The sequence below is a fragment of the Flavobacterium sp. GW821-FHT11G01 genome (assembly GCF_058808175.1).
In genome coordinates this window covers 174,921-200,099 of record NZ_JBXARK010000003.1, presented here as the reverse complement: position 1 = coordinate 200,099, position 25,179 = coordinate 174,921, and the positions used below count along the sequence as shown (strand labels likewise).

20 protein-coding genes and 1 tRNA gene are annotated in these 25,179 nt (G+C 33.7%); 14 read left to right on the top strand and 7 right to left on the bottom strand.

Annotation, left to right across the window (positions count from 1 at the left end; genetic code table 11):
• Nucleotides 1-47: 47 nt before the first annotated feature.
• The 3 genes from AC1RRN_RS07945 to AC1RRN_RS07935 all read right to left on the bottom strand — a co-directional run bounded on the left by AC1RRN_RS07945 (nt 48) and on the right by AC1RRN_RS07935 (nt 2,066).
• Entirely contained in the window at nt 48-464 is a 417-nt protein-coding gene (locus AC1RRN_RS07945; protein WP_492966787.1) for a DoxX family protein, read from the bottom strand.
• Between the two features lie 131 nt (nt 465-595).
• Nucleotides 596-1,204, bottom strand: coding sequence for a YkgJ family cysteine cluster protein (locus tag AC1RRN_RS07940; RefSeq protein WP_492966786.1), 609 nt, complete (start codon nt 1,202-1,204; stop codon nt 596-598).
• Between the two features lie 466 nt (nt 1,205-1,670).
• Nucleotides 1,671-2,066 (bottom strand): hypothetical protein, encoded by a 396-nt coding sequence (locus AC1RRN_RS07935; protein WP_492966785.1) that lies wholly within the window; start codon nt 2,064-2,066, stop codon nt 1,671-1,673.
• Between the two features lie 952 nt (nt 2,067-3,018).
• On the opposite strand from AC1RRN_RS07935, the gene AC1RRN_RS07930 reads away from it, so the two are divergent.
• Together AC1RRN_RS07930 and AC1RRN_RS07925 are read left to right on the top strand one after the other, a co-directional pair.
• The gene (locus tag AC1RRN_RS07930; RefSeq protein ID WP_492966784.1) at nt 3,019-3,396 is read left to right on the top strand and encodes a nuclear transport factor 2 family protein; all 378 of its coding nucleotides are present in this window, start codon (nt 3,019-3,021) and stop codon (nt 3,394-3,396) included.
• A 167-nt stretch (nt 3,397-3,563) separates the two neighbouring features.
• Nucleotides 3,564-4,790 carry a TMEM143 family protein gene (locus AC1RRN_RS07925; protein WP_492966783.1) on the top strand — a complete coding sequence of 409 codons (1,227 nt, stop codon included), beginning with the start codon at nt 3,564-3,566 and terminating at the stop codon, nt 4,788-4,790.
• A gap of 104 nt (nt 4,791-4,894) precedes the next feature.
• Here the strand turns inward: AC1RRN_RS07925 and AC1RRN_RS07920 are convergent, their stop codons facing one another.
• Entirely contained in the window at nt 4,895-5,449 is a 555-nt protein-coding gene (locus AC1RRN_RS07920; protein ID WP_492966782.1) for a DUF4494 domain-containing protein, read from the bottom strand.
• Nucleotides 5,450-5,760: 311 nt separating this feature from the next.
• Here AC1RRN_RS07920 and AC1RRN_RS07915 point away from each other — a divergent pair, with 311 nt between their 5' ends.
• The 12 genes from AC1RRN_RS07915 to AC1RRN_RS07860 all read left to right on the top strand — a co-directional run bounded on the left by AC1RRN_RS07915 (nt 5,761) and on the right by AC1RRN_RS07860 (nt 22,054).
• Nucleotides 5,761-6,462 (top strand): gasdermin, encoded by a 702-nt coding sequence (locus AC1RRN_RS07915; RefSeq protein ID WP_492966781.1) that lies wholly within the window; start codon nt 5,761-5,763, stop codon nt 6,460-6,462.
• 80 nt (nt 6,463-6,542) lie between these two features.
• A complete protein-coding gene (locus AC1RRN_RS07910) occupies nt 6,543-7,007 on the top strand; it encodes an Mpo1 family 2-hydroxy fatty acid dioxygenase (protein WP_492966780.1) in 465 nt (154 codons plus the stop codon).
• A 19-nt stretch (nt 7,008-7,026) separates the two neighbouring features.
• Nucleotides 7,027-7,377 carry a hypothetical protein gene (locus tag AC1RRN_RS07905; protein WP_492966779.1) on the top strand — a complete coding sequence of 117 codons (351 nt, stop codon included), beginning with the start codon at nt 7,027-7,029 and terminating at the stop codon, nt 7,375-7,377.
• Between the two features lie 34 nt (nt 7,378-7,411).
• Complete coding sequence (locus AC1RRN_RS07900; protein WP_492966778.1) at nt 7,412-8,158, top strand: hypothetical protein; 747 nt, start codon at nt 7,412-7,414, stop codon at nt 8,156-8,158.
• A gap of 80 nt (nt 8,159-8,238) precedes the next feature.
• Nucleotides 8,239-8,919, top strand: a complete 681-nt coding sequence (locus AC1RRN_RS07895; protein ID WP_492966777.1) for a metal-dependent hydrolase — start codon at nt 8,239-8,241, stop codon at nt 8,917-8,919.
• A gap of 159 nt (nt 8,920-9,078) precedes the next feature.
• A complete protein-coding gene (locus tag AC1RRN_RS07890) occupies nt 9,079-9,987 on the top strand; it encodes an alpha/beta fold hydrolase (protein WP_492966776.1) in 909 nt (302 codons plus the stop codon).
• A 270-nt stretch (nt 9,988-10,257) separates the two neighbouring features.
• Nucleotides 10,258-13,503, top strand: coding sequence for a DUF2135 domain-containing protein (locus AC1RRN_RS07885; protein ID WP_492966775.1), 3,246 nt, complete (start codon nt 10,258-10,260; stop codon nt 13,501-13,503).
• Nucleotides 13,504-13,758: 255 nt separating this feature from the next.
• Entirely contained in the window at nt 13,759-15,693 is a 1,935-nt protein-coding gene (locus AC1RRN_RS07880; RefSeq protein WP_492966774.1) for a tetratricopeptide repeat protein, read from the top strand.
• A gap of 4 nt (nt 15,694-15,697) precedes the next feature.
• On the top strand, nt 15,698-16,459 hold the full coding sequence (locus AC1RRN_RS07875; RefSeq protein WP_492966773.1) for a LytR/AlgR family response regulator transcription factor: 762 nt from the start codon (nt 15,698-15,700) through the stop codon (nt 16,457-16,459).
• 34 nt (nt 16,460-16,493) lie between these two features.
• A complete protein-coding gene (locus AC1RRN_RS07870) occupies nt 16,494-19,631 on the top strand; it encodes a T9SS type A sorting domain-containing protein (RefSeq protein ID WP_492966772.1) in 3,138 nt (1,045 codons plus the stop codon).
• A gap of 541 nt (nt 19,632-20,172) precedes the next feature.
• Nucleotides 20,173-20,631 carry an SRPBCC domain-containing protein gene (locus AC1RRN_RS07865; RefSeq protein WP_492966771.1) on the top strand — a complete coding sequence of 153 codons (459 nt, stop codon included), beginning with the start codon at nt 20,173-20,175 and terminating at the stop codon, nt 20,629-20,631.
• 625 nt (nt 20,632-21,256) lie between these two features.
• On the top strand, nt 21,257-22,054 hold the full coding sequence (locus tag AC1RRN_RS07860) for a Type 1 glutamine amidotransferase-like domain-containing protein (RefSeq protein WP_492966770.1): 798 nt from the start codon (nt 21,257-21,259) through the stop codon (nt 22,052-22,054).
• Between the two features lie 320 nt (nt 22,055-22,374).
• On the opposite strand, the gene AC1RRN_RS07855 is transcribed toward AC1RRN_RS07860, so the two are convergent.
• The 3 genes from AC1RRN_RS07855 to ftsZ all read right to left on the bottom strand — a co-directional run bounded on the left by AC1RRN_RS07855 (nt 22,375) and on the right by ftsZ (nt 25,169).
• A tRNA-Arg gene (locus AC1RRN_RS07855) sits at nt 22,375-22,448 on the bottom strand.
• 71 nt (nt 22,449-22,519) lie between these two features.
• Nucleotides 22,520-22,969: a GatB/YqeY domain-containing protein gene (locus AC1RRN_RS07850; RefSeq protein ID WP_041517509.1), complete on the bottom strand. Its 450-nt coding sequence runs from the start codon at nt 22,967-22,969 to the stop codon at nt 22,520-22,522.
• Between the two features lie 202 nt (nt 22,970-23,171).
• Complete coding sequence (gene ftsZ, locus AC1RRN_RS07845) at nt 23,172-25,169, bottom strand: cell division protein FtsZ (protein WP_492966769.1); 1,998 nt, start codon at nt 25,167-25,169, stop codon at nt 23,172-23,174.
• Between the last annotated feature and the right edge of the window lie 10 nt (nt 25,170-25,179).

The window sequence follows — 25,179 nt, the reverse complement described above, 5'->3', positions numbered from 1 at the left end:
ATTGTGCGCAGATCTCTGACTTCGTAACCACAAATTTTCGCCAAAAATCATCTCCTTCTAAACAAAACACCAAGCGCCCCAGTAGACCACAAAGCCCATAAAATTAAAACAGGCTGAAAAAACAATCGAATCAATCGGGCCTGATCAGTGTTCATTCCCAGAGCGTCTGTTCCGTTTAAATATTGAGCTAGATTACCCGGAAAAACGAGCATAAAAAATACAGCAAGTACAATCCCAATTTGTGCTTTGTAACGGGTTAGAAAAATCAGCGTCAAACCCATTGCCATTTCGACAATGCCGGAAAGTATAACCACAAGATCTTTATCCATCGGAACCCAATTCGGAACCTGTGCCTGAAAATCGGTTCGCTGAAAAGTAAAATGTCCCATTGCTGCCGTTATCATAAAGATTCCCAAAAGTATTCTGAAGAAATTTTGAGTTTTGGTAGTTGTACTATTTTCCATCTTTTACTATTTATTTACGATTGAAAGAATTCCTTGTCTATTACAAGTGTTCTTTTTCAAAATTACGTAATCAGTCCTAAAATACTTTGCACTTTCTAACAGTATCGTTGCGTAATAACCATGTGATTTCTTTAAGCAATATTCTCCAATCCACCCGGAAATGGCCTATACGCATAATAATGCAAAACTTCTTCAATAGCTATTTTCAGAGCTTCGTTTATGGGAAGCAAGCTAACACCCATTCTAAGATCGATTTGGGCTAATTGCATATAATAATCAGAAAAAATGGGAACGTATTGGCCGTTATTGATCTCTTCTTCGGCTTTATTAAAGTTTTCCTGTTGCTCTTCTTTTATGATTTTGCAGGTGGCTAATCGTAGTTTTCCAAATTTGTCTGTCGTAGCGCCATAACCAAAAAGGCGGCAAATTAAACCGCGATAACGATAATTGCTACAACTTCCTTTATGATATTCGAGAACGGAAAGCGAACGGTATAAAAAACAGTTTTTAGTCGAAATGCTGCTTAATTCTTTTAAGGTTGCTTCGGCTTTGCCATTCAAAAATAAATGAAATGCCCAGGGTAAAAATTCTAAAGGCGAAGCGTCTATGTTGGGTGTAGAACAACACTTGCCACAACCGGCGTTGCAATGCAAATGCGTTTGAGACTGGAAAGCCGAAATTTCAATTTCAAGACGATCAAACAATACTTCAACCTGCCTAACCTTCTCCTCTATCGACATTTGTTTTTTTGTAAGGTAGTCTAATAGAAATGGCTCCTGCTACAACTAGCTTTTTATTGTGAAGAGTTTGGGGAATAAGCGGCCATTTTAGATTTGTCGTTTTGCTCAATTTCCCTTTTCATGCTAACTATACCTTTTTTGTCGTTAATAAAAAGCACTTTCAATGTTAAATTTACTGAATGCAATCAAAAACAGGTATAAATACGTATAGCCAGCTCTGGATTAATTCCTATACTTGCTCTCAGTATGGTGGAACATATTTTTATCTTGGTTTTTCTGTAGGTAGGGAACCTTGATTGTTAATACTATTTTTTGGGGCAAAAAGTGAGATCACAATCGATAACGGTTTAAGATCTCACTTTTTAGTTTTAGGCTATTTACCAACTTCCAAATAGTTTGTTTTAAAAAAGCGCAACTGTCTTACGATGGCTGCGCTTTTTTTATAGTATTAAGAGAAAATCTTAAATCACCTTTTCTTTTGATTGTTTGCTTCTATTTGAGCCTCCAGATACAGAATTACTTTTTTAAGGCTTTCAATTGTTTCTTTTCGGGATTCTGCAAGTTCTTTGTAATTAATGGCCTGGTCTGAATCGTCCTTAGCCGTTTTAGTATACGGGACAGCGTCTTCATTTACAACATCCCATTTTATCATATTACCGTTTCCGGATAAAAGCCACTCTATGTTAATATCAGAATATTTTTTTAAGATATTTTCTAACTTATCAACTCCTATAGTTTTATTGTTTTTCAATTGACTGGCAAAAGAACCGTTCGACATACCTACTTCCTTTTCAAAAGCACTTACCTTAATACCCTTGAAATCAAGAAATTGTTTTAATCTTTTTAAAGTGTTTTCAGCCATACATATAATATTTTAGAAAATATCTTATACTTATTACATAAATAAGAAATATCTTACTATATTTGTCCCTTTGTTAATACTAACTGAACAATGGACAAAAATATAAAATCTAAACCGAGTTATAATCAAGATGTGCTAAAGATTATAAAAGAAAGGCACGGATATTCTTACGATTATATTCGGAAATCGATTCGTGGTGACAGGGTTGGGATTATTTGTGATATACTAAAAACAGAATATCATAAGCTTAATAACGAATCTAAAAAAGCGATAGTAAACAAAGTCAATAACCTATAATAAAAACCTGGTTGAATAAGGATTTTTAAACTCTTGAATTATAATGAGTATTTTTTTTATGGTTACTGTTTTTCCAGAAGCTTTAAAAAAACTAATGACCTTAAGGGAAACGAATAGAAAAGAAGTTTCTAAACTAAAATTTAGCTAATAAGAGAATGTGCCTGTTAGATAATTTATAAATATAGCGAATAGGTTTTGATACTAACATTTGCAATGATGGTGGCATTAATAGTGATAATGGTATCAATATCAAGAAAAGACAACAACGAGTGAGTGCCCATAAATGCAATTCGCAACAATAAAAATCCGGATAGAAATATGCGGTAGAACTTTGTATTAATTCTTATACTTTTCACGACTACGGTAAAGTATTTTGTCACGGTTTTACTAGGAAAAAACCCTGAATGCTTTAATGCTTTTTTTTTGAGCAAAAGTGAGATCCGAATCGACAACGATTTAAGGTCTCACTTTTTAGTTTTAAAAAGCTGTTTGATATTATTGAACATTATTTCAGTTGCGGCTTGTAAAGATGTGATACTTTATCTGAGAGACGTTCCTTTTTTTCTATTAGCAATTAAATCTATGTTAAAAGTAGACATGCATTTTAATATTATTGTAAACTTTGTATTACTGTTTAACGTAAATAAAGATGATTATGGAAACACAAATTATGGAACTGGAAAAAAAATATTGGCAGGGAATGGAAAATCATGATTATGAAACGGTAAAAAATCTTACTCATTTTCCTTGTATAATAGCCGGCAAAACTGGCTTACAAAGTGTAGATGAGGCCACGTTTAAAAAGATGTTTGAATCAGGAGATGGAAGTGAAATAAAAGTATTGAATATTTCTGATGTGGAAACGCAATTACTTGCTGAAAATACTGCAATAACAGCCTACCAAATAGAGCTACAAATGGCAAACGATAAGCAAAATGCCCATCTGAAATGTGCCTGCACCTCTACCTGGATTAAAGAAAATAATAATTGGGTTTGTGCACTGCACACTGAAACAGAATTGTCTCAACAATAGATGGAATTCAAATTTAATTAGCAATTTCTGCTCAAATATATATCTGTCAAGGGCTTAAGATTAAGATACATTTATCGTGTAGCTTTTTCTTTGAGCCTTTGTCACTATTAGCCTATGAACCTTAAAAAATGTATCTTTGAAGCTTAGTACCCAAGAACCTACAAAACATGACACGAGAACATTATATTCCCTTTAATAAGGAATTCTTACTCGAACAGCAACTTGCCACTTTCTCTCAAGATCCTAAAAAGGTTGATGATTTCAAAAAATTGTTTGATATTATCGAACATTATTTTCATTACGAAGCTTTTAACTTAAACCGAAATTTAAAGCAAAACTATGCTTTGTTTGATCCGGATTTAAGCAACAAAGAGCGTAAAAATTTTATAGGGAAAAGTGATTTTTCAACCTTTAAGAAAACCCTTTTAACCGTTTTAACGCTCGGAAATTATACGCGAATTGATCAGGAAACTTTAGACGCTGCTTTTAAGGAATCAGATTTGATTGGTTTAAATCTTTCAATCGATTTTAATGCTTTTAAGGATTATGAAATGTATGTGCGAGGTCAACATACAGCAAAGGAAAAGGTAAAGAAATATTTTTTTTGGAAGAAAGAAGTCGAAATCGAATACTACGATCGTGTTCTGATTTACCTGCATTACAACGACACGAATTTCCTGAAAGAAAAGAAAGTTAAATTGGGTAAAATGCCAATTGAACCGGGTTCAGTAGTTTTGAAAATCTTTAAGCGCGTTCCTAAAAATGATTTGGAAACGATTTTTCCAAACGCGATTCCGAGAATGTCTTTAAAGGATAAACTGCTACTTTGGGTTCCGGGAATCTTTGGTGGAATTTCATTATTAAGCGCAAAAGTAATTCCGGCATTGGTCAATATGTATAAGGCTTATGAAACCGGCGAAGCGATCGATTTACTGAACAGTAAAACTTCCTTAAATCAGGGATTAATCGCCTTGGGAATCTTATCTATTTATTGCTTCCGTCAATACAACAATTTTGTAAATAAGAAAATCAGATATTCTAAAATACTTTCGGATAGTTTGTATTTCAAAAATCTCGGAAATAACAGCGGTGCTTTTTATTCACTACTAAATTCATCAGAAGAAGAAGTGCTTAAGGAAACCATTTTGGCGTATACTTTTTTATACAAAAGCGAAAATCCTTTAACTTCCGAAGAACTTGATACTCAAATTGAATTATGGTTTGAAACCAAATTGAACACCAATCTCGATTTTAATGTAAAAAATGCTTTGGATAAACTAAAAAGTATTGGTCTTGGTGTAGAAACCAATGGAAAATGGGAAGTTGTTTCGTTAGACAAAGCACTTGTTACTATTGATGCTTTGTGGGATGGCGTTTTTGAGTATAATTTATAATTGTGAGTTGTGAATTGTGAATTGTGAATTGTCAATACAGCTCCTGTAGAACAAAAAAAAGAGAACCTTAAAAAGTCCTCTTTATAAATTATGATTTTAATAGTTTACTCGCTATCAGCTTCAACCAAATCTTCTACATTTTCGCCCATATCTCCTACGGCTACTAATTCTGGTTTTGAACCTTTTAGTGTATTAAATCTTTCTATTTGTTCCAGATCTCCTTCTTCTCCACTAAAATATGGGAAAACATCCATAATTGGCGATTCTGAAATAGCCGGGATTGTGTAATCTCCCATCGTGTTTTTCATTACCGAAACCGTATTGTCATACGCTTCTTTTACATCATTTGCCTGAACTAACAAATACATATTTGTTTTGCGTTCTTTACCGCTTTCTTCATCAAAAGCAATTAACGAAACTTTCGATTTAAACCAGCGATCAGCATTTTCGAACGGGTGAATCTCAGCATAATTGGCCACTTTGATGTTTGTGATTTTAAATTCCTCACTCACATACGCTGCCATTTCTTCGTTGATTCTGCTTTCTGCTTCTGTATAGGATATGGCGTCTACCAAATAAGGTTCGGTCGTAACCTTTTGTGTTCCAATATCATCTGTTTTTCTATATTTTACTTTGCATTCGTACCAAACTGCGCTCATTTCTATTTATTTTAAGGTTGCCAAAGATAGATTTTAACGGAAATAAAATCGATTAATTGTGAAATAGATATTCACAATTTTGAATAAATTTTAGCTTTAATCCTGATTTACTTTTTAAGTTGCTATTTATCAGATAACAGTATATAAATCAATCATAAAATTTGCGAATTAACTTATAATATTTAATAAATTTGTAATAGCTAAATCCTATAAATGAGAATATTAGAAACCAATTAATTTAAAAAAAAGAGTAACCAAAAACAAATTTTATCGGATAACCCAAACTACTAATAACTTTAAATACCACAAAAATGAAACTTACCAATTTTTTAAGCGGACAAGGTTATGACTTGATCGAAGGACCTGTCAGAAACCATAAACCATTGCAATTATGGCTCAAAAAACCTTTTGATGACGCTCAACTTTATTACGACAATATCAACCATGCTTTTAAGAGCGATATTGTATTGACAGAAATCGAAAACGCTGCGTTGAATGTCGATTACACCAAAAAAGACGAATACGGATTTAATATTGGAATTACCCTTTTGGGAGAGATTTTGAAAACGCTTGGACTCGGAACATTCGGAATAACTTCAAAAATACAATCGGGAAAAACAGTAACGATTAGTTATGGAAATTCGGTTACCAAAGAATACACGATTGGTAATCTTGAAGAATATTTTTACGGTGCTGATTTTCTGCATCCGAATCCTTCTCTTTTAAAAAACATCAACCAAAATTATCTTTTATTGACAACAGGAACCGTTTTTGCCCAAAACCTTGTAGTCGATATTGAAACCGATTTTACTTTGAATGCGGCCTTTGTCGCCAGCCTTAATGACGTCGCTGATGGCAAACTTGATTTTTCTACAAATGGCTTAAATAAATTAAAAATGAACTCCAATATTGGGATTTCTTTTCCGATTGCCGTAAAAGCAAGCCGAATTGATTATGACAGAAGCCGATTTAAAAAATTAATTCAGGTTACAGATACTAATAATATATTTTGATTGCCTGTAATTCTTTCAGGCTCTTAATAAACTGAAGAAAATTTTGTTAGATTTACGCAACTAACCTTAAAACCAAAAAGATGAGAACTTTAGACCAATGGTTTGCAGAATATGCTGTAAGTCATCAAAACCCGAAAAATAAGGCCATTCACTATGTTTGCGTTCCTGCAATTTATTTTTCTATTGTTGGTTTATTAATGAGTATTCCGAGTGGAATAATTGCCAATACTTTAAAATTAAACGCCCCAATTATCGAAAATTGGGCAGTTGTGGTATTGCTTTTTGTGCTTATTTTTTACATTCGATTATCAGTTGCGATGGCGATTAAAATTGCTATTTTTTCTGCTATTTGTCTGGTTGTAAATTATTACATCGGTCAATTTGTACCGTTATGGATATTTTCTATTGGCGTTTTTGTCATCGCCTGGATTGGGCAATTTTACGGGCATAATATTGAAGGCAAAAAACCTTCCTTCTTAAAAGATCTTCAGTTTTTAATGATTGGCCCAGCTTGGGTGGTGGAGAATTTGTTTTCTCGAAAATAATATAATTTAATTACTGATAATGAAAGATTTTAATCCAGAGGAATTTCCTAAAAATTTAAATGAAGAGGATATTCAAAACTTAGCCAAACTTGCGACTAAAAACCCAATAGGTGATTTATGGAAACAAATTGCAGGCAAATTAACACCTGAACAAAAAATTAGAATTAATAAAAATATCGAGCGCAATAAATATTCTGAATCAGAAAAATTAATTTCTTTTCAAAAGAAATCAATGGATGATGAAACATGGGAAAGACTTGTAAAAGAAAGAGAATTAAACAAATTTTACGGAAATATGGGACAACCAGAAACTCCTTCAGAATTTAAAAGCAAATATGGTGTTTGGCCTACCGGATTTGAAGAAAGTTGATTTAAGTTACAATCTGCAATCAAAAGAAATTGTTATGAAAATAAATAACAAAGAGGTTAAAATTGAAAGCTTTGATATTTTTACTTACCGAAGAATCAGGCGTGCTATTGGTTACTTAGGTATCAGTTTGCCCATCCTTTTAGTGGGTTTGTCTTTTATTTCTTTTTTTAAAACCCCACTTCAGCCTTCTATAAGCAATTATTATTACACCAATCTCAGGGAAATTTTTACCGGAACTTTAGCCGCTGTTGGGTTATTTATGATTCGGTATAGAGGCCACGGCAATGCTTCCTTTTGGAAAAATGACAATCTGCTTACCAATATAGCTGGAATTATGGCGATTGGCGTAGCATTGTTCCCAATGAATCCCGATGATTTTACTTTTAAAATTTACACTTTGATTCCGTATTCTGAAAAATGGTTAGGCTGGCTTCACTATGGTTTTGCGGCGCTACTTTTTCTGATCATGGCTTTACTTGCTATTAATGTTTTTACGATTGGTCAGGAGAACGAAACACGAGATGCAAAAAGCATTTTAAACGAAAACAATATTTATCGTTTTTGTGGCTATTCCATAATTGTTTTTGTGATTCTTGTGCCTATTTCTGAAACTTTTAAATTCTTCCGGTATTCCACTTTAATTTTAGAAGCTCTTGCTTTATTTGCTTTCGGAATTGCGTGGCTGATTAAAGGACGTGCTTTAGGCGACAGCGGAGAAATTGGTAAAAAACTGTATCAGGAGAATAATCCTGTGGATACAGAAAAGGTTTTTGAAGAATAGCCTTCTTCTAAAATTAATTTGGATGGTATATTATTTGAATATTTATAGTGATTTAATATTAATTTCTAAATTCATTTACCATGAAAGTAACTTATTACGGACATTCGTGTTTCTCTGTTTTTGCCAATGGAAAACACCTTCTTTTTGATCCTTTTATTACGCCAAACGAATTAGCAAAAGATATTGACGTTGACGCCATAAAAGCCGATTATATTTTTATTTCTCATGCTCATTACGATCATATTTTAGACGTGGAAAGAATCGCCAAAAATACCGGTGCTAAAGTGCTTGGGAATTTCGAAATCTATAACTGGCTCCTGAAAAACGGAATCGAAAATGCGCATCCGATCAATCCGGGTGGAAAATTTGATTTTGATTTCGGACGGGTAAAATGCGTTATTGCACAACATCCGAGCAGTTTTATGGATGGAAGTTATGGCGGAATTGCCTGCGGTTTTGTACTGACAACATCAGACGGAAATTTCTATTACAGCGGCGACACGGCCCTGACTTTAGACATGCAGATTATTCCGAAATTTACCAAACTTGACTTTGCCGTTTTCCCAATTGGTGACGGACTCACTATGGGAGTTGAAGAAGCTATTGAAGCTTCAAAATTGGTTGGGGTTACTAAAATTCTGGGCGTTCATTACGACACTTTTGGCTTCATTGTAATGGATCACGAAAAAGCAACTGCCGATTTTACAAATGCTAATCTGCACCTTTATTTACCAAAAATTGGCAGTACAATCGAGATCTAATTTTTCTAAATATCGTTAAAAAACATTTTTCTTTAGCGAAATAAAGTAGAAAATAAAACTGTTAAGCCGCTCCATATCTCAAAAATACAGGATTATAAAATATTTTAACCAAGGCATTAAAATTGTTTTTTGATTTGTCGTGAACCAAAATTGAAAACGATGAAAAAATTGAAAACCTCATTTGTTTTTTTGATGCTTATAACAAATTTATCTATTATGAATGCACAAAAGATTAGCGCGCTGAATTCAACTACAGAATTTGCTGATGTTCCGGGCCGTAAAATTGCGTATCGCTCGATCGGACAAGGAACTCCAATTATTTTAGTAAACAGGTTTAGGGGTACACTCGATACCTGGGATCCTTTGTTTTTAGATCAACTGGCCGAGAAGTATCGTGTAATTACTTTTGATTACAGCGGAATTGGTTATTCCACCGGAACTTTACCAACCGATGTCAAAATAGTTGCGCAGGATGTGAAAGATCTGGCCGATTTCCTGAAAATTAAAAAAGCCATTTTTATGGGCTGGTCTTACGGCGGATTGGTGACACAGGCTGCAACGCACCAATATCCAGAACTGGTTACCCATACAATTTTATTAGGAACCGGACCTATAGGAAAAAGAGTGATACCGTTGGAACAATCTTTTCTAGATCATGCTTTAAAACCGATAAATGACTTTGATGACGAAGTCGTACTATTCTTTGAACCAGAATCTGAAGAAAGCAGGAAAGCTGCAAAAGCTTCTCACGACCGAATTGCCCAAAGAATTGATGTGGCTAAAATTCCTTCAACCATGGATGTTTTTCAATTGTATTTTGCAGGAGGCGAAAACGCTTCTGAAGACAAAGATAATTACAGAGATAAGCTGAAAACTACCAAAACACCAATTTTAATTATTTCCGGAGATCATGATACTAGTTTTGCAGTCGAAAATTGGTATCCGTTAACGCGGCATTTGCCAACGGCGCAACATATTATATTTCCACAAACGGGACATGCGCCACAGCATCAACACGTAAATTTGGTCGTAAATTATATTCATGCTTTTCTGGAAAATTCGAAATAAAATCGAATATTATAAAATAGGAAAATGGACTTTCTTTTGAAAGAGAGTCCCCTAGCCCAGATAGGAGCGGTATCCTTTTATGGCGGGGTTCGCCATAAAAGATACAAGTGGATAGCTGGAAATAGCTCCTTAAAAACTTCTAAAAAATTGAAAAAACTTCTTTATAAGACTTTTTATAGAGAAGTTTTTTTATTCGTCCCAACCTTTTCATAATAATAGTACTCTATAGTAATAGAGAAGTTTCTTCTGGAAAACTTAAAACTATACTTTATGAAAAACGTACTTCTAATTTCGCTGTTATTCTTCGGATTTTTTACTCACGCTCAAAGTCCACAATTGAATGTAAAAGGTAAAGATTCTTCTTTAGTCCGATTAAATCAACTTAAAGTTGCCGTAAAAATTGTGGGCAATATCGCCTATACGACAACTGAAATGCATTTTTATAACGGAACTAATCGCCAGATGGAAGCCGAATTGATGTTTCCGTTACCGGAAGGCGTTTCGGTTTCAAGATATGCGATTGACATTAACGGGAAAATGCGTGAAGCAGTGCCGGTAAATAAAAACAAAGGAAAACAGGTTTTTGAAGCCGTTGAACATCGTCGTGTCGATCCGGGATTACTCGAAAAAGTAGAAGGAAATAATTTCAGAACTCGAATTTATCCTTTAATGCCGGGAAAAGAACGTATTGTAATTATTGGTTACGAGCAAGAATTAAGCAGTTTTGATGCATCACATTTATCGTATCAAATGCTGAGCAGTTATTCTGGGAAACTGGACATATTTGAGTTGAATGTCGCGGTTTTGGGGGCAACCGCGGCACCAACGATTGTTAATGATGAAGGAATTCTGGCGTTAGAAAACCAGAATCAGGCTTATTTGACTTCTATTAAAAAAGAAAATTATCAGCTTAAGGATAAATTAGTAATCACGATTCCGATTCGTGCTGAAATTCCGAGTGTTGTAGCTCAAAGCGTCAATGATCAGCATTATTTTTATGCCAATACAATTTTAGATAATCCTAAAATACTAAAGAAAAATCCAAATACTATTGGTTTGATCTGGGATGTTTCGCTAAGCTGCAAAAACCGAAATAGTAAGAAAGAATTGCAATTGCTTGCTGCCTATTTTAATCAATTGAAAAACGTGTCGGTTACTTTGTATTTTGCGGGTTACAACTTTGAAAAAAAGAATACTTATGCCATTCAAAATGGTGATTGGTCTGCTCTAAAATCCGTTTTAGAAAATGCGGTTTATGATGGCGGTACCCGATTTTCTAAAATCAAATTGCCGGTTCATGATGAATATTTATTTTTTACAGACGGATTATCTTCGTTGAGTGCAAACCTATTGGCTACAACGAAAAAACCTATTTATACTATTACTTCGCTTGGGGCATCAGATTATGCCTTTCTGAATTATAATGCGATAAAAACAGGCGGGAATTTCATCAATTTAAATCAGTTAAAAATTGAAGACGCGTACGATAAATTAATGTATCAGAGTTTGAAATTTCTGGGAATCAAAGAAAATTATCTGGTAACCGATTTATATCCAATGGCCGGAACACCGGTTTCAGGAAGTTTTAGCGTGGCCGGAATTTCACTGAAAAGCAAAAATGATGTGGTATTGCTTTTTGGTTATGACGAAAAACCTGTATTAGAAAAAACAATTCATATTGATGCTACAATTCCGGTTTCGGGAGAAATAAGCATCGAAAAATTATGGGCACAAAAGAAGATAGCGAATCTTGAAATTCAATACAAAACAAATGCTGATGAAATTGAAGCTCTCGGAAAACGATACGGAATTGTAACGCAAAACACTTCACTTATTGTTTTAGAAAGTTTGCACGATTATATTCAATATGATATTGTTCCGCCCGCAGAATTGAGAGCAGAGTTCGACAATATTATGAAACAGCAATTGGCCAGCGCACAGGCAAAGAAATTTAGTAATTGGGAAAATGTCGCCAGTTATTATGATCAATTAAAAACATGGTGGGATAAGAATACAAAATATAATATTCCGAAGCCTGTACCTGTGCCAAAGAATCCGAAAAATATCAGCAATATTAGTGGTAATGTACGAGGTGTTGTTTCAGATCAGAGTGGTATTCCACTACCTGGAGTCAATGTTTTAGTAAAAGGTACTCGTCGAGGTACTACTACAGATTTTGATGGCAAATTTGGTCTTGACGTCAATTCTGGCGAAAAACTTGTTTTTTCTTTTATCGGAATGGAAACTCAGGAAATTACAGCCGGAAGAACTAGAAATTATAGAGTAACGATGAGGGATTATACAGGCGCACAGTTAGAATCAGTTGTCGTTACTGGATATGGAACAAGCCGCAGCCAACGAGATGATGTTGAAGAGGACGAAATAGCTGATAGAAAAGAAAAAAGAGATTTGCCCGCTGCTTCTGCCATGATGGTACGTTCAGAGAGTGTTTCGGCTCCAAGTAACAACATTCAAAAATCATTGGCGGCAAAAGTTGCCGGTATTGCTGTTGGTTCTGGTACTGCAATTGTTGCTGATAATGCAATCCAGAATCAAAATGTGGTGGACTCCAATCTGGATGTTACTGTTGGTTATTCCAACTTTAACCAAACCAAAGTAAACACCTGGAATCCGGATAGAATTTATTTGAAAGCTTTAGCCAATGCTCCGGCAGAAAAAAGATACAGTGTATATCTTGAATTACGCGCCGATCAAATTAACAATCCGAATTTTTATTTTGATGTGGCTAACTACTTTTATGACAATGGCGACAAAGAAAAAGCTTTGTTAGTATTGAGTAACATTGCCGATTTAGGTTTAGAGAATCATCAACTATACAAATCACTGACTTATGTATTACGTCAATGGGAAACGTATGAAGATGCTTTGTTTACTGCCAGTCAGGTAGCAAAATGGAGAGAACAGGAACCACAGGCGCATCGTGATTTGGCTTTGACATTAGAAGATAACAAACAATATCAGGCCGCTTTTGATGAATTGATCAAAGCTTTAGAAGTAAATTATTTCGGCGAAATGAGCGGACAATATTCTGGTGTTGAAGATATTATTTTAATGGATTTGAACCGAATGATTCAGGAACACAGCGGCATTAAAACAGACAAACTAGACAAAAAATATTTAAGCAAAATGCCGGTTGCAATCCGCATTATCCTAAACTGGAATCAGATGGATACGGATATCGATCTTCACATCATAGAACCAACCAACGAAGAATGTTATTACGGACATCGCGACACCGAAATTGGCGCGCGTTTCTCTAAAGATTTTACACAAGGTTATGGTCCGGAACAATATTTATTGCGAAATGCAGTAAAAGGAAAATACATCATCAAATCAAATTATTTTGGTGAAAGAACCTTAACCGAAAACGGCCCAACAACGGTTATGGTTGAAGTTTATACGTCTAAAAACGGTGTTACAGAACGAAAACTGCAAACGATTCAGTTAGGTAAAATCAAAGAAAATCAAAACCTGGCAGAAGTTGTAATTGATTAATTGTATAATTCATTTTAGTAAAAAAGGCTTTAATTGACATAGGAAAGTATGTTTATTAAAACCTTTTTTTTGTGATGTATATCAGAATAAATAATAGCTAATCCCTCTGAAATTAATGCTTTTGATACTTTTTCAGAATAGTTCGAATAAATCAAAAATATCAAATAATAATTGAAACCTCATAAATAATAATTGATGTTATGATACTTGAAAACATATCATACATTTGTCTCATAACAAGCAAAATAAACTATAGTGAACCAAAAATTACGTGTAATAATTTTCTCTTTCTTCTTCTTCATCCAGACAATAGCCAATAGTCAGAATGTGCAGATTGATAGTTTGAAAAGAGTTTTGATTCATACTCAAATTGATACTTCAAAAGTTAATCGCTACAATACAATAGCTGATTTATATAAAGAAATAGATCCTGATTCTACATTGTTTTATGCTCAAAAAGCAACTGCAATTAGTCTAAAAACCGACTTTACTTTTGGGCTCGCAATGGCTTATGTAAACAAAGGAAATGCTTCGATTATTTTAGGGAATTACTCTGTTGCCTTAAAATATTTTAAAAGTGCTCAAATTGAATTTAAAAAAGCACTGGAGGAAGACCCAAATAAAAAAGAAATTAAAAGCGGATTAGCGCGCTCTTATGCAAGTTCAGGAGTTGTGTATTCTGAGCAAAGCAATCAGAGTCTGGCTTTGAAAAATTATGAAACTGCTTTAAAATTATATCAGGAAATTGATGAACAGGCAAACGTTTCAAAAGCTTTAAATAATATTGGAATCATTTATAAATCGCAGTTTAATTATCCTAAGGCTTTAGAATATTTAAAAAAAGCGTCCAAAATTCAATCTGTTTTAGGAGAACAGAATGCAGCGGTGACATTGACAAATATTGGTGTGATTTATTTTGAAACCGGACAAGAGAAAAATGCATTTTTATATTATGAGAAAGCCAAAAAGTTATTTGAAAAGAATAATAACAAACGTGGATTTGCCTTATTGTGCAATTATCTGGGAGATTATTATAAAAAGCAAAAAAACATAAATCTGGCTGGAGATTATTATAAAAAATCGTTGGATTTATATGAAGAATTGCAAAACAAATTTGGTGCATCACTTTCTTTATATAATATTGGGATTCTACTCTTCGAACAAAAAAAGTATAAGGAAGCTATGCCATTTGCAGAGAAATCACTCGCCTATGCAAAAGAAATTGGCGTGCTTGATCAAACCTATCATTCTGAAAAACTACTTAGTGAATTGTATGAATCATTGAATAATCCTAAAGCAGCGCTATTTCATTATAAAAAATATGTTGATGCCCGTGAAAGTATAATAAATGAAAGAACAACTATGAAATTTGCTTTGGCAGAAGTGAATTATGAATACAAACAAAAAGAAGCCTTGTTGTCTGAAAAAAACAAAAGACAAATTCAGTTTATTATTTTTTCTATTCTGGGCACATTCTTGTTGATTGCATTAGTTCTGGTTATTTATAACAGAATGCAGGTAAAACGCCAACTGACATTGAAAAAAGAGGTAGCAGAATACGAACAAAAAGCATTGCATTTACAAATGAATCCGCATTTTGTATTTAACTGCCTGAGTTCGATTTCGAGTTTTATTGTTCAGAACGGAACAGATTCTGCTTTGAAATATTTATCTAAATTTTCAAAATTAATGCGCCTGACACTTGAATATTCTAAAGGTTCACTGATTCCGATTGACAAAGAAATTGAAAGTTTGCAGAATTATCTGGAATTAGAGCAGCTTCGGTTTCAGGATAAATTTGAATTTGAAATAAGATCAAGCGAAAGAATCGAATTTAATATGGGATTATCTCCTTTGTTGATTCAGCCATTTGTAGAAAATGCCATACTTCACGGCATTGTTCCTAAAGAAGGAAACGGGAAAATTGAGGTTGATTTTGATGCAAAAAACGGACAATTAATCTGTACTATCACAGATGACGGAATTGGATTATCTGAATCCAAACATTTAAAGGAAAATTCGGTAACGGCGCATAAATCAATGGCGTTGGAAATTACTAAGAAACGTTTGCAAATCATGGAATCAATTACTTCCAAATCGGCACAGATTGAAGTAACAGAATTAGAGTCTAATAACAAAAAAAGAGGCACAAAAGTAGTTTTGCGTTTGCCTGTTCAATATATATCTTAAATAAATGATAACAGCAGTATTAATAGAGGATGACAAACATTTGAGAACGGGTTTAAAAGCACTTTTAGACCGATACACAAATGATATTTTGATTATTGGTGAAGCAGAAAGTGTAAAAACCGGAATTGCCGTTATCGAAAAATTAAGGCCTCAGGTCATTTTTCTGGATATTCATTTAACCGACGGAACCGGATTTGATATACTGGAAGGATTGACCAAAGTAAACGGAAAACTAAATGCTCACATCGTGTTTATCACTGCGCATGAGCAATACGCCGTAAAAGCATTCAAATTTAGTGCTTTAGATTTTATATTAAAACCTGTTGATCCGGAGGAATTGCAATTTACAATGGCAAAAATTAAAGAGGCTGTTGGTAAAAATAATTCATTTGAAAACATTGATTTGCTTTTGGAAAACATCCGAAAGAAGGTTGATAATTTTAAACGGATTGCACTTTCTACCAGTGATGGCATTCATTTATTTGAAGTTTCGGATATTATCCGTTGTGAAGCAAAAATAAATTACACACAATTTTTTATCAAAAACCATAAACCAGTCCTGATTTCAAAAACACTTAAAGAATATGAAGAGCTTTTAGGAGAGCACGGATTTGAACGTATTCATCAATCTCATCTTATTAATTTGTCCTATCTCAAATCCTATATAAAAACCGATGGCGGCTATGTAATTATGGCTGATAATTCGAATATTCCTATTGCTCAGAGTAAAAAAGAAAAACTTCAGGAATTAATTAATGCCCTTTAACTCTTACCCCAAACTACTAAAAAAATAACCAATTATGAAAACAAAACTACTCCTATTTCTATTGTTTTTTACTGTAATAATAAATGCACAGGTTTTGACTTTTACAGATCCCACATTTAAGGCAATGCTTATAAATGGAGGTGCTGCAAATTTTACAGCTTTTTCCGGCAGTACAGCTGTAACAAGAATCGATACAAATTTTGACAATCAGATTCAGGTCTCTGAAGCTGCTTTAATTACCAGACTCTGGATTGAAGGTGCCAACGCTTACGCGGTTACCAATATACAGGGAATTGAAGGGTTTACAAACGTAACCGAATTAGGTTTTAACGGAATTAGCACAACATCTGTTAATTTAAGCGGAATGCCAAATTTGAAAACAATTTATCTAAAAAGTCCGACATTGGTTTCGGCAACAGTTTCGGGAATGAATGCATTAACTGGCGTTTCAGTTATGGAAAATCCACAAATGACAGTATTAAATATTTCAAATTGCCCTGTTTTATCTTCCATTGTGGCGCAACAAAATCCAGTTTTCTCCTCTTTAAATGTTAGTAATCTTGCTACTTTAAAAGAATTATATCTGGCGGACAATATTTTGACTTCCCTTGATTTAACAGGCTGCACGAATGTAGAATATTTTAATGCTGTAAATAATAAATTAACTTCAATGAATATTTCGGGATTAACAAAACTGACTACTTTTTTAATTGAGAATAATCCAACTTTAAATAGTATTAATGCTTCGGGTTGCACATTACTTAATTTTCCGCAATCAACATTTCTTTTCAGTAATACGCTTGTAACAGCTGATTTTTCGAATTGCTCAAGTCTGGAGTATTTGCAAATTCCTGATAATGCATTGACAACATTAAATCTTTCCGGTTGTAGTACATTGCAACAATTAAATGTTAAGAATAATGTTTTAACTTCATTAACACTTACGGGTTGTACAGCTCTTACAAATATAGATTGTAGTAACAATAAGCTTACGGCATTAAATTTAAGTTCTTCTCCAAATCTCGTACAAATTCTGGCAACTACAAATTCTATTTCTAATCTAAACCTGACTGGAACTTCTAATTTAAAAAATGCTTTTTTAAAATCGAATCAAATTCCGTCATTGAATCTTTCGGGAAATACAAATCTTGAAATTCTTGATTTGGATCTAAATCCAACAACAAATTTGAACCTTTCAGGATGTACAGGACTAAAGAATTTAAATATACCAAATACACCTCTCGTAACTGTTGATTTTTCGAATTGTAGTTCGTTAAAAAATATTAACAATATCAGTAACGCATTATCATCAATAAATGTTCAGGGTTGTGCTGCACTTGAAGTACTTTCGATCAGTGGGGAATTACTTCAAAAAGCGCCCTTAACAACATTAAATGCTTCCGGTCTTTCGAATTTAAAGATTCTGGATGTTAGTTACAATAACCTGACATCATTAAACCTAACAGGTTGTACTGGTTTAACTAACTTATTTTGTATTGATGCGCCTATAACAACTTTAGATTTTTCGAGCTCACCTAATATCACAGTTTTGAATCTTAGCAATACTAGTTTGCAAAATATTGATGTTTCGGGTTTATTAAATTTCCAATCATTATCAGCCAGTAATAATCCTAATCTTAAAATGGTTTTTGCTAAAAACGGAAGAGATGAAGATTTCTTTTTAAATAATGGAAATACCGGATTAGTTTTTGTTTGTCAGGATGATGCTTACATTGGTAAAACAAAAAGCTATTTACTAGGTTTAGGACTATCAGGAGCTGTTGTGAATTCGTATTGCAGCTTTATGCCAGGTGGAAATTACAACACAATTACCGGCAAAATTGCATTTGATGTTGATAATAACGGATGTGATATCAATGACGCAAAACAAGCTAATGTAAAAGTTAATTTGAATGATGGTTCAAGCCAAAGTTCAACATTTACAGATACAAATGGTAAATATACTTTTTATACAACCGCTGGAAATTTTAATATAACTACAGCTGTTGAAAATCCAACATTCTTTTCGGTTTCACCCACTACACCAACAATCACATTTGCTAATACCAACAATAATACTGCAACGCAGGATCTCTGTGTGACTTCGATTGGGGCTAAAAGCGATGCTGAAATAGTTATTGCACCAATTTATCCGGCAAAACCAGGATTTATGGCCTGGTACGAGATTGTCATTAAAAATAAAGGAAATCAAACCCTTAACGGAGTTGTTGATTTTACATACAATAAAAATTTACTACATTATGCATTAGCAACTTTGGCACCTAATAGCCAAAATCCGGGAACAATGACTTGGAATTATACTAATCTCCTGCCATTTGAGAGCAGAAGTTTTTATGTAGGATTAAATGTAAATACTCCAATGCAAACTCCTCCAGCCAATCTGGGAGATATCCTGAAGTTTACAGCTACTATAAATCCAATTGCTGGAGATATTAATCCTTCAGACAACCAGTTTGTCTTTAATCAGGAAATCATCGGCTCATACGATCCAAATGATATCACTTGTCTTGAAGGCAAAAATGTTTCTCCTTCAACTATTGGTGATTATTTACATTATGTTGTCAATTTTGAAAACACAGGTACGGCCGAAGCTGAAAATATAGTAGTAAAAATTGTTATTGATGAAAGTAAATATAATGTCAGTTCATTGCAACTATTAAGTGCTTCACATGCTGCAAAAGTTACTGTGAAGAAAAATGTAGTTGAGTTTGTTTTTGAAAATATCAATTTGAGTATGTCAAAAACTCCACCTGTTGGGGGGCATGGAACGATACTTTTCAAAATTCAAACACTAAAATCACTCTTAACAGGCGATGAAGTTGGAAAAGAAGCAAATATCTATTTTGACTATAATGAAGCAGTCGAAACTAACAAAGCGGAAACGATCTTTAAAGCTTTAGGAAATAAAGATTTTGAACAAGATAAAAGTGTAAAAATGTATCCAAATCCAACGAAAGGAGCTGTAAATATTAATTGTGATACTACAATAAAATCTATTGAGTTATTTGATGTTCAAGGCCGAATATTGCAAAAAGTAATAGAAGATAAAAACAATTCAAAACTTGATATTTCTAATAAATCAAATGGATTGTATTTCTTGAGAATAACAACTGATAATGGAGTTAAAGTAGAGAAATTAATTAAGGAATAAATTTACTCCTATTTGTTCTATATAAAAGCCTTTTAAAGTCACTGATTTTAAAAGGCTTTTTTCGAAACATTTATTATTTCTTATATTCGTTAAAAAATAAGCACTGCCTAATCTATTTTGGAAAATGATAATCAGGCATTATTTTGTAGTTATAATAGAAACAATAATTCACATACTTATAAAACATTGAAAAATATGGAAAATAAAAAAGTAGTAACATTTATTTTTTGGATTGTTGCAATCATATTGGGTGTAACATTATTCAAGCAATTCGACTTTGAAACTTTAAAATTTGAGAAGCCGGCCTTAGCCATTATTTACCTACTGTGTTTTGCGTTTGCAGTTTTCATTTTAGTGAAGAATTCTAAAAAGGGATCTGAAAAATAGAAAACTGGCCAATTATTTGGGAAATTAATTCTACTTAAAAAGATATACAAAAACCTAATTCATAATGAGATAGGTTTTATAATTTTGTAAAACGACACCTAGTATTACAGATAATAACAGTATAAAAGATTAATCCAACCAAATATTTAACATTATGAAAAAGTTACAATTCAAAGTAAGCATCAGTGCCCCTGTAACCAAGATATATGATTTTATGCTTGGCATTAACAGTAAATCAACTTATGAAGAATGGGTCTCCGTGTTTAACCCCACGTCTACCTATGAAGGAAGTTGGGAAAAGGGAAGTAAAATTCTATTTGTTGGTACAGATGAGAAAGGAGAAAAAGGAGGTATGGTTTCCAGAATAGCTGTAAACATTCCCAACCAATTTGTTTCTATTCAACACTATGGGCTTTTAAAAGCGGATCAGGAAATAACAGAAGGACCAGATGTAGAAAAATGGGCAAACGGATTTGAAAACTATACCTTCGAAAAAAACAACGGAACCACAACCGTTACTGTTGACTTAGACACAACAGAAGATTTTGTAAATTATATGAATGAGACCTATCCAAAAGCTCTTGACAAGCTGAAAGAAATTTGTGAAAAGTAGGAATTAATAAAAAGCTTGAGAATATATGTTCTCAGGCTTTCCTTTTTTATTGTGATTCTGATGGTACAAAATTCGAACCTTTTATTGTGAGATTTGAAGATTTTGAATAATATCCAACTTTCAAATTTTCCTGCTACTGCAAAATCAAAAGCCACTTAATAAAATTTGACAAACTTTTTTTTTGTGTAAATCACTTAATTATTATCGTGAAGCATTCAAATATCTAACCAGATTATCTGGGATTATTATAATATCTTAAAAATACGAATTTTGATTTTCTCTGTTGTTTTTGTTTGCATGACCACTCATATAAATACCAAAGCACAGCACACATATCTACCCAAATTTAGATCGCTTTGTGTGATTTTGTCACACATATAAACAAGTTAGCGGCAAGCAATCAATCTTACGTAACATTCAAACTCGACAAAATACAGGCGACAATTTTTTCCATAATGTCGTTTTCAGTAAACGAAAGTACAGGTTATTTTGCCGACAATATTCATACCGCAAGACGTTGCTGGATTCATTGAGATATGAAATAAATTACGAAATTTGTAAATAAGCAATTTGTTTAAGGATACAATCGTTAGTAAATAAACATTAATAACCTAAAACCAAGAAGATGAACCGTAGAAATTTCATTAAAACAACTGGTATGGGAGCAGCGTCAGTACTTTCTTCTACTTTACTTCAATCGCTATCGACAAATCCTGAATCAGTAGTTAGGAAGCTCTTTGTTTATGGTGGAGATTTTGACAGAGGTTTTGTAAAATATGTTGCGTCATTAACAGGCAAGAAAAATCCAAAAATTTGTTTTCTGCCCACAGCAACAGGTGATGCACCCGGTTATGTCATGAGATGGTTTGAAACTTGTGGCGATTTACCAATAAGATCTTTTGTCCAACGCTCCTTTATATCTTCTTACAGTCAAAAAGATTCATTCGAAAGTATTTTTACTGGTATGGATGCCATTTTAGTAGGAGGAGGTAATACTTTAAATATGATGGCTATTTGGAAGGCACAAGGAATGGATATTGCGTTGCGCAAAGCATGGGAGAATGGAGTTGTTTTAGGCGGTGGAAGTGCTGGGATGCTTTGTTGGTTCGAGCATGGAACTACAGATTCTCGTCCTGGAAAATTGAGTACTGTAGAAGGATTGGGGCTAATTAGTGGTAGCAGTTGTCCACACTATCATGCTGAAAGCGAACGAAAGCCACTTTATTGGTCAAAAATAAAAAATGGCGAATATAAATCAGGCTATGCTTGTGATGACAGAGCTGGAATCTATTTCGAAAACGAGCAAGTCAAACAAGTTGTTTCTCTTGATAAAGACAGTAATGCGTATTTCGTGAGCTTAGAGGGGAATGAAATTAGAGAAACCGCATTTCAAAAAGTTGTATTGCCGCCGGCTTGGCCATAAATTACCTGAATTCATCTCTTTGTAAAGATATTGGTCTCAACAGCCAATTGGGATTATTTCTCTGATCATTTTTACATTCTAATCGCCAGTAACAAGCTAAAAACTAGATGTGCGAACTTAAACATAGAGTTCAAGTTTGGAGCTGAACCTTAACTTTAGAACCTGAAAGCGAATCGTAAAACTTAACAGATCCATGATGGGGTTCGAATCAAAATCTCCTTTAAATATAGGCATTTTCAAAACCAGAAGAAAATGTTGAAAATTTTCGAAACATAAAAAAAGCCTGAGAATCTACATTCTCAGGCTTTTAAAATTCATAGTGACCGCGGAGGGGTTCGAACCCCCAACCCTCAGAGCCGAAATCTGATATTCTATCCAGTTGAACTACGCGGTCGTTTTTATTGTAGATTGTTTATTTTAGAGTTCAGATTCAATCTAAAATCTGAACTCTAAAATCATAAATTCTTACACTAAAAGTTTCTTCACAATTGCAGAAATGGTTTTTCCTTCAGCAGTTCCACCTAATTGAGCAGAGGCTAATCCCATAACTTTACCCATTGAAGCAATTCCTGAAGCTCCGGTTTCAGCAATGATTTTTGCTACTACTGCCTCTACTTCTTCTTCGCTTAATTGCGCAGGTAAGAATTTCTCGATTACAGCAACCTGAGCCAATTCTGGTTCAGCTAGATCAGGACGGTTTTGCTCTGTAAAAATTCTCGCGCTTTCTTTACGGGTTTTAACAAGTCTTTGAAGCAATTTAATTTCATCGTCTTCTGTTAATTCTTCTTTTGATCCTGAAGCTGTTGCAGCCAATAACATTTCAGATTTGATAGCTCTTAATGCTTCTAATGCAACGGTATCTTTAGCTCTCATGGCGGTTTTGATCTCGTCCATGATTAATGTTTGTAAACTCATTGTTTTATTTTATTTAAATAAGCCAGGCTTATATATTGATATGACTATTTTGAATTATTCCCAACTTAACTCGAACTGATAATAAGATTCACTTTAAAAGTGTATTAAAGAAGTCAAATTTTAAAATTCTGTGCGAAGATAAAAAAAATAACCCGAAAATTAAATCCAATTTTCGGGTTATCCTAATATTATGAATGTAAAATTAATCTACGTTGTCGTGCAAAAATGAATTGTTTGAACGCAATTGTAAATCGTTATTACTATCAGTACCAACAGATATTCTTGAATTGGTTGTATTCGACTGATTGTTTGAAAGATCGATACCTAATCTTTTGTAAGCAGGCTCTTTTTCAAGTTCATCAATTCTCGAAACATTATTATGGAATTTATAGTTAAATTCTTTTAGTTTCTTTCTTCTTTCTTCCGCTCTTAAACGTAAAGTTTCTTCGATAGTTAATTCCATTGGAGAAACATTAGAAGTTGTTGAAAAATCAGCTTCCTGAGCAAAATCAACCTTTTGTTTCAACTGAATATTCAATTCAGCTGGAATAACATCTTCTACCACTTTTTCAACTGGTTTAGAAGCCATTAAATTGTCCTCAACCTCCATATATTCTTCCAAAGAATATTTGATAACTCCATTTTCAGCAACTTCTGTTACCGGTACAAATTGTACTGGATCGTTAACTTTGATATTACGTGTTTCGTTTGATAATTCGAATAAAATTTTAGTCTCCTCAACAACCGGTTCTTTTTTCACCTCTGGCTCAGCTCTGAAAAGAGGTAAATCAAAAGAGAAAGTTGTTTGTTCTTCTCTTTCAAAAGTTCTTTGCGGAACTGTTTTTACTTCCTGAACAAATTCTGCTGCCGGAGCTGAAATAGTAAAATCGATATCTGTAATTGGCGAAACGATTTCAAAAGTTACATCAAGATTTTTAATAAACTCTGACATTACCACTAATTCTTCCTGATTGATAGTTGGAGCAACTGCAACTGGAGCAACAGGAGTTGGAACTACAGGACTATGAGTATTAGCAAAAGGCTCATCTTCCATTAAATCAAAAACAACTTTTTCTTCTGATTTCGCAGTAGGTGTTTCAGCATTTAAGTCAAAAGAGGTAACCGTTTTATTTGTTAAATTATGAACACTTCTTTGCTCATCTTCTAACGTATGAATGATTTTTTTAGGTTCTGTATTTACAATTTCATTTTGTTGTTCAACATCAAAACCAGTCGCAATAATAGTTACTGCAATAGCTTCACCAAGAGTTTCGTCTTCACCAACTCCCATGATAATATTAGCGTTATAACCTGCTTCTGCCTGAATATGATCGTTGATTTCTCCAATTTCATCAAGTGTGATTTCATTAGATCCAGAAACGATAAGCAACAATACGTTTTTGGCTCCTGTAATTTTGTTGTCATTCAATAACGGAGAATCCAAAGCAGAAATAATCGCTTCTTTCGCTCTGTTTTCGCCTGTGGCAACAGAAGATCCCATGATCGCAGTTCCACTGTTTGATAAAACAGTTTTTGCATCACGTAAATCGATATTTTGAGTATAGTGGTGCGTAATTACTTCAGCAATACCTCTTGAGGCTGTTGCTAATACTTCATCCGCTTTAGAGAATCCTGCTTTAAACCCAAGATTTCCGTATACTTCTCTTAATTTGTTATTATTGATTACGATTAACGAATCGACTTGCTTGCGTAATTTTTCGATTCCTAAAAGAGCTTGTTCCTGACGAACTTTTCCTTCAAACTGAAACGGAATTGTTACGATACCAACCGTTAAAATCTCTCTTTCTTTTGCTAATTGCGCAATTACCGGAGCTGCACCTGTACCAGTTCCACCACCCATACCAGCGGTAATAAATACCATCTTAGTACCACGATCCAACATTTTTTCAATATCAGCGATACTTTCAATAGCAGATTGTTGCCCTACATCAGGATTTGCTCCTGCTCCAAGACCCTCTGTTAAGTTCATCCCTAACTGAATTTTATTTGGTACAGCACTATTTTGAAGTGCTTGCGAATCTGTATTACAAACGATAAAATCTACCCCTTTAATACCTTGTTTAAACATGTGGTTGATTGCGTTACTTCCGCCTCCTCCTACACCTATTACCTTGATTACATTTGATTGGTTTTTTGGTAAATCAAATGAAATACTTCCAAATTCTGAGTTGCTCATCATCTTTTTGGTT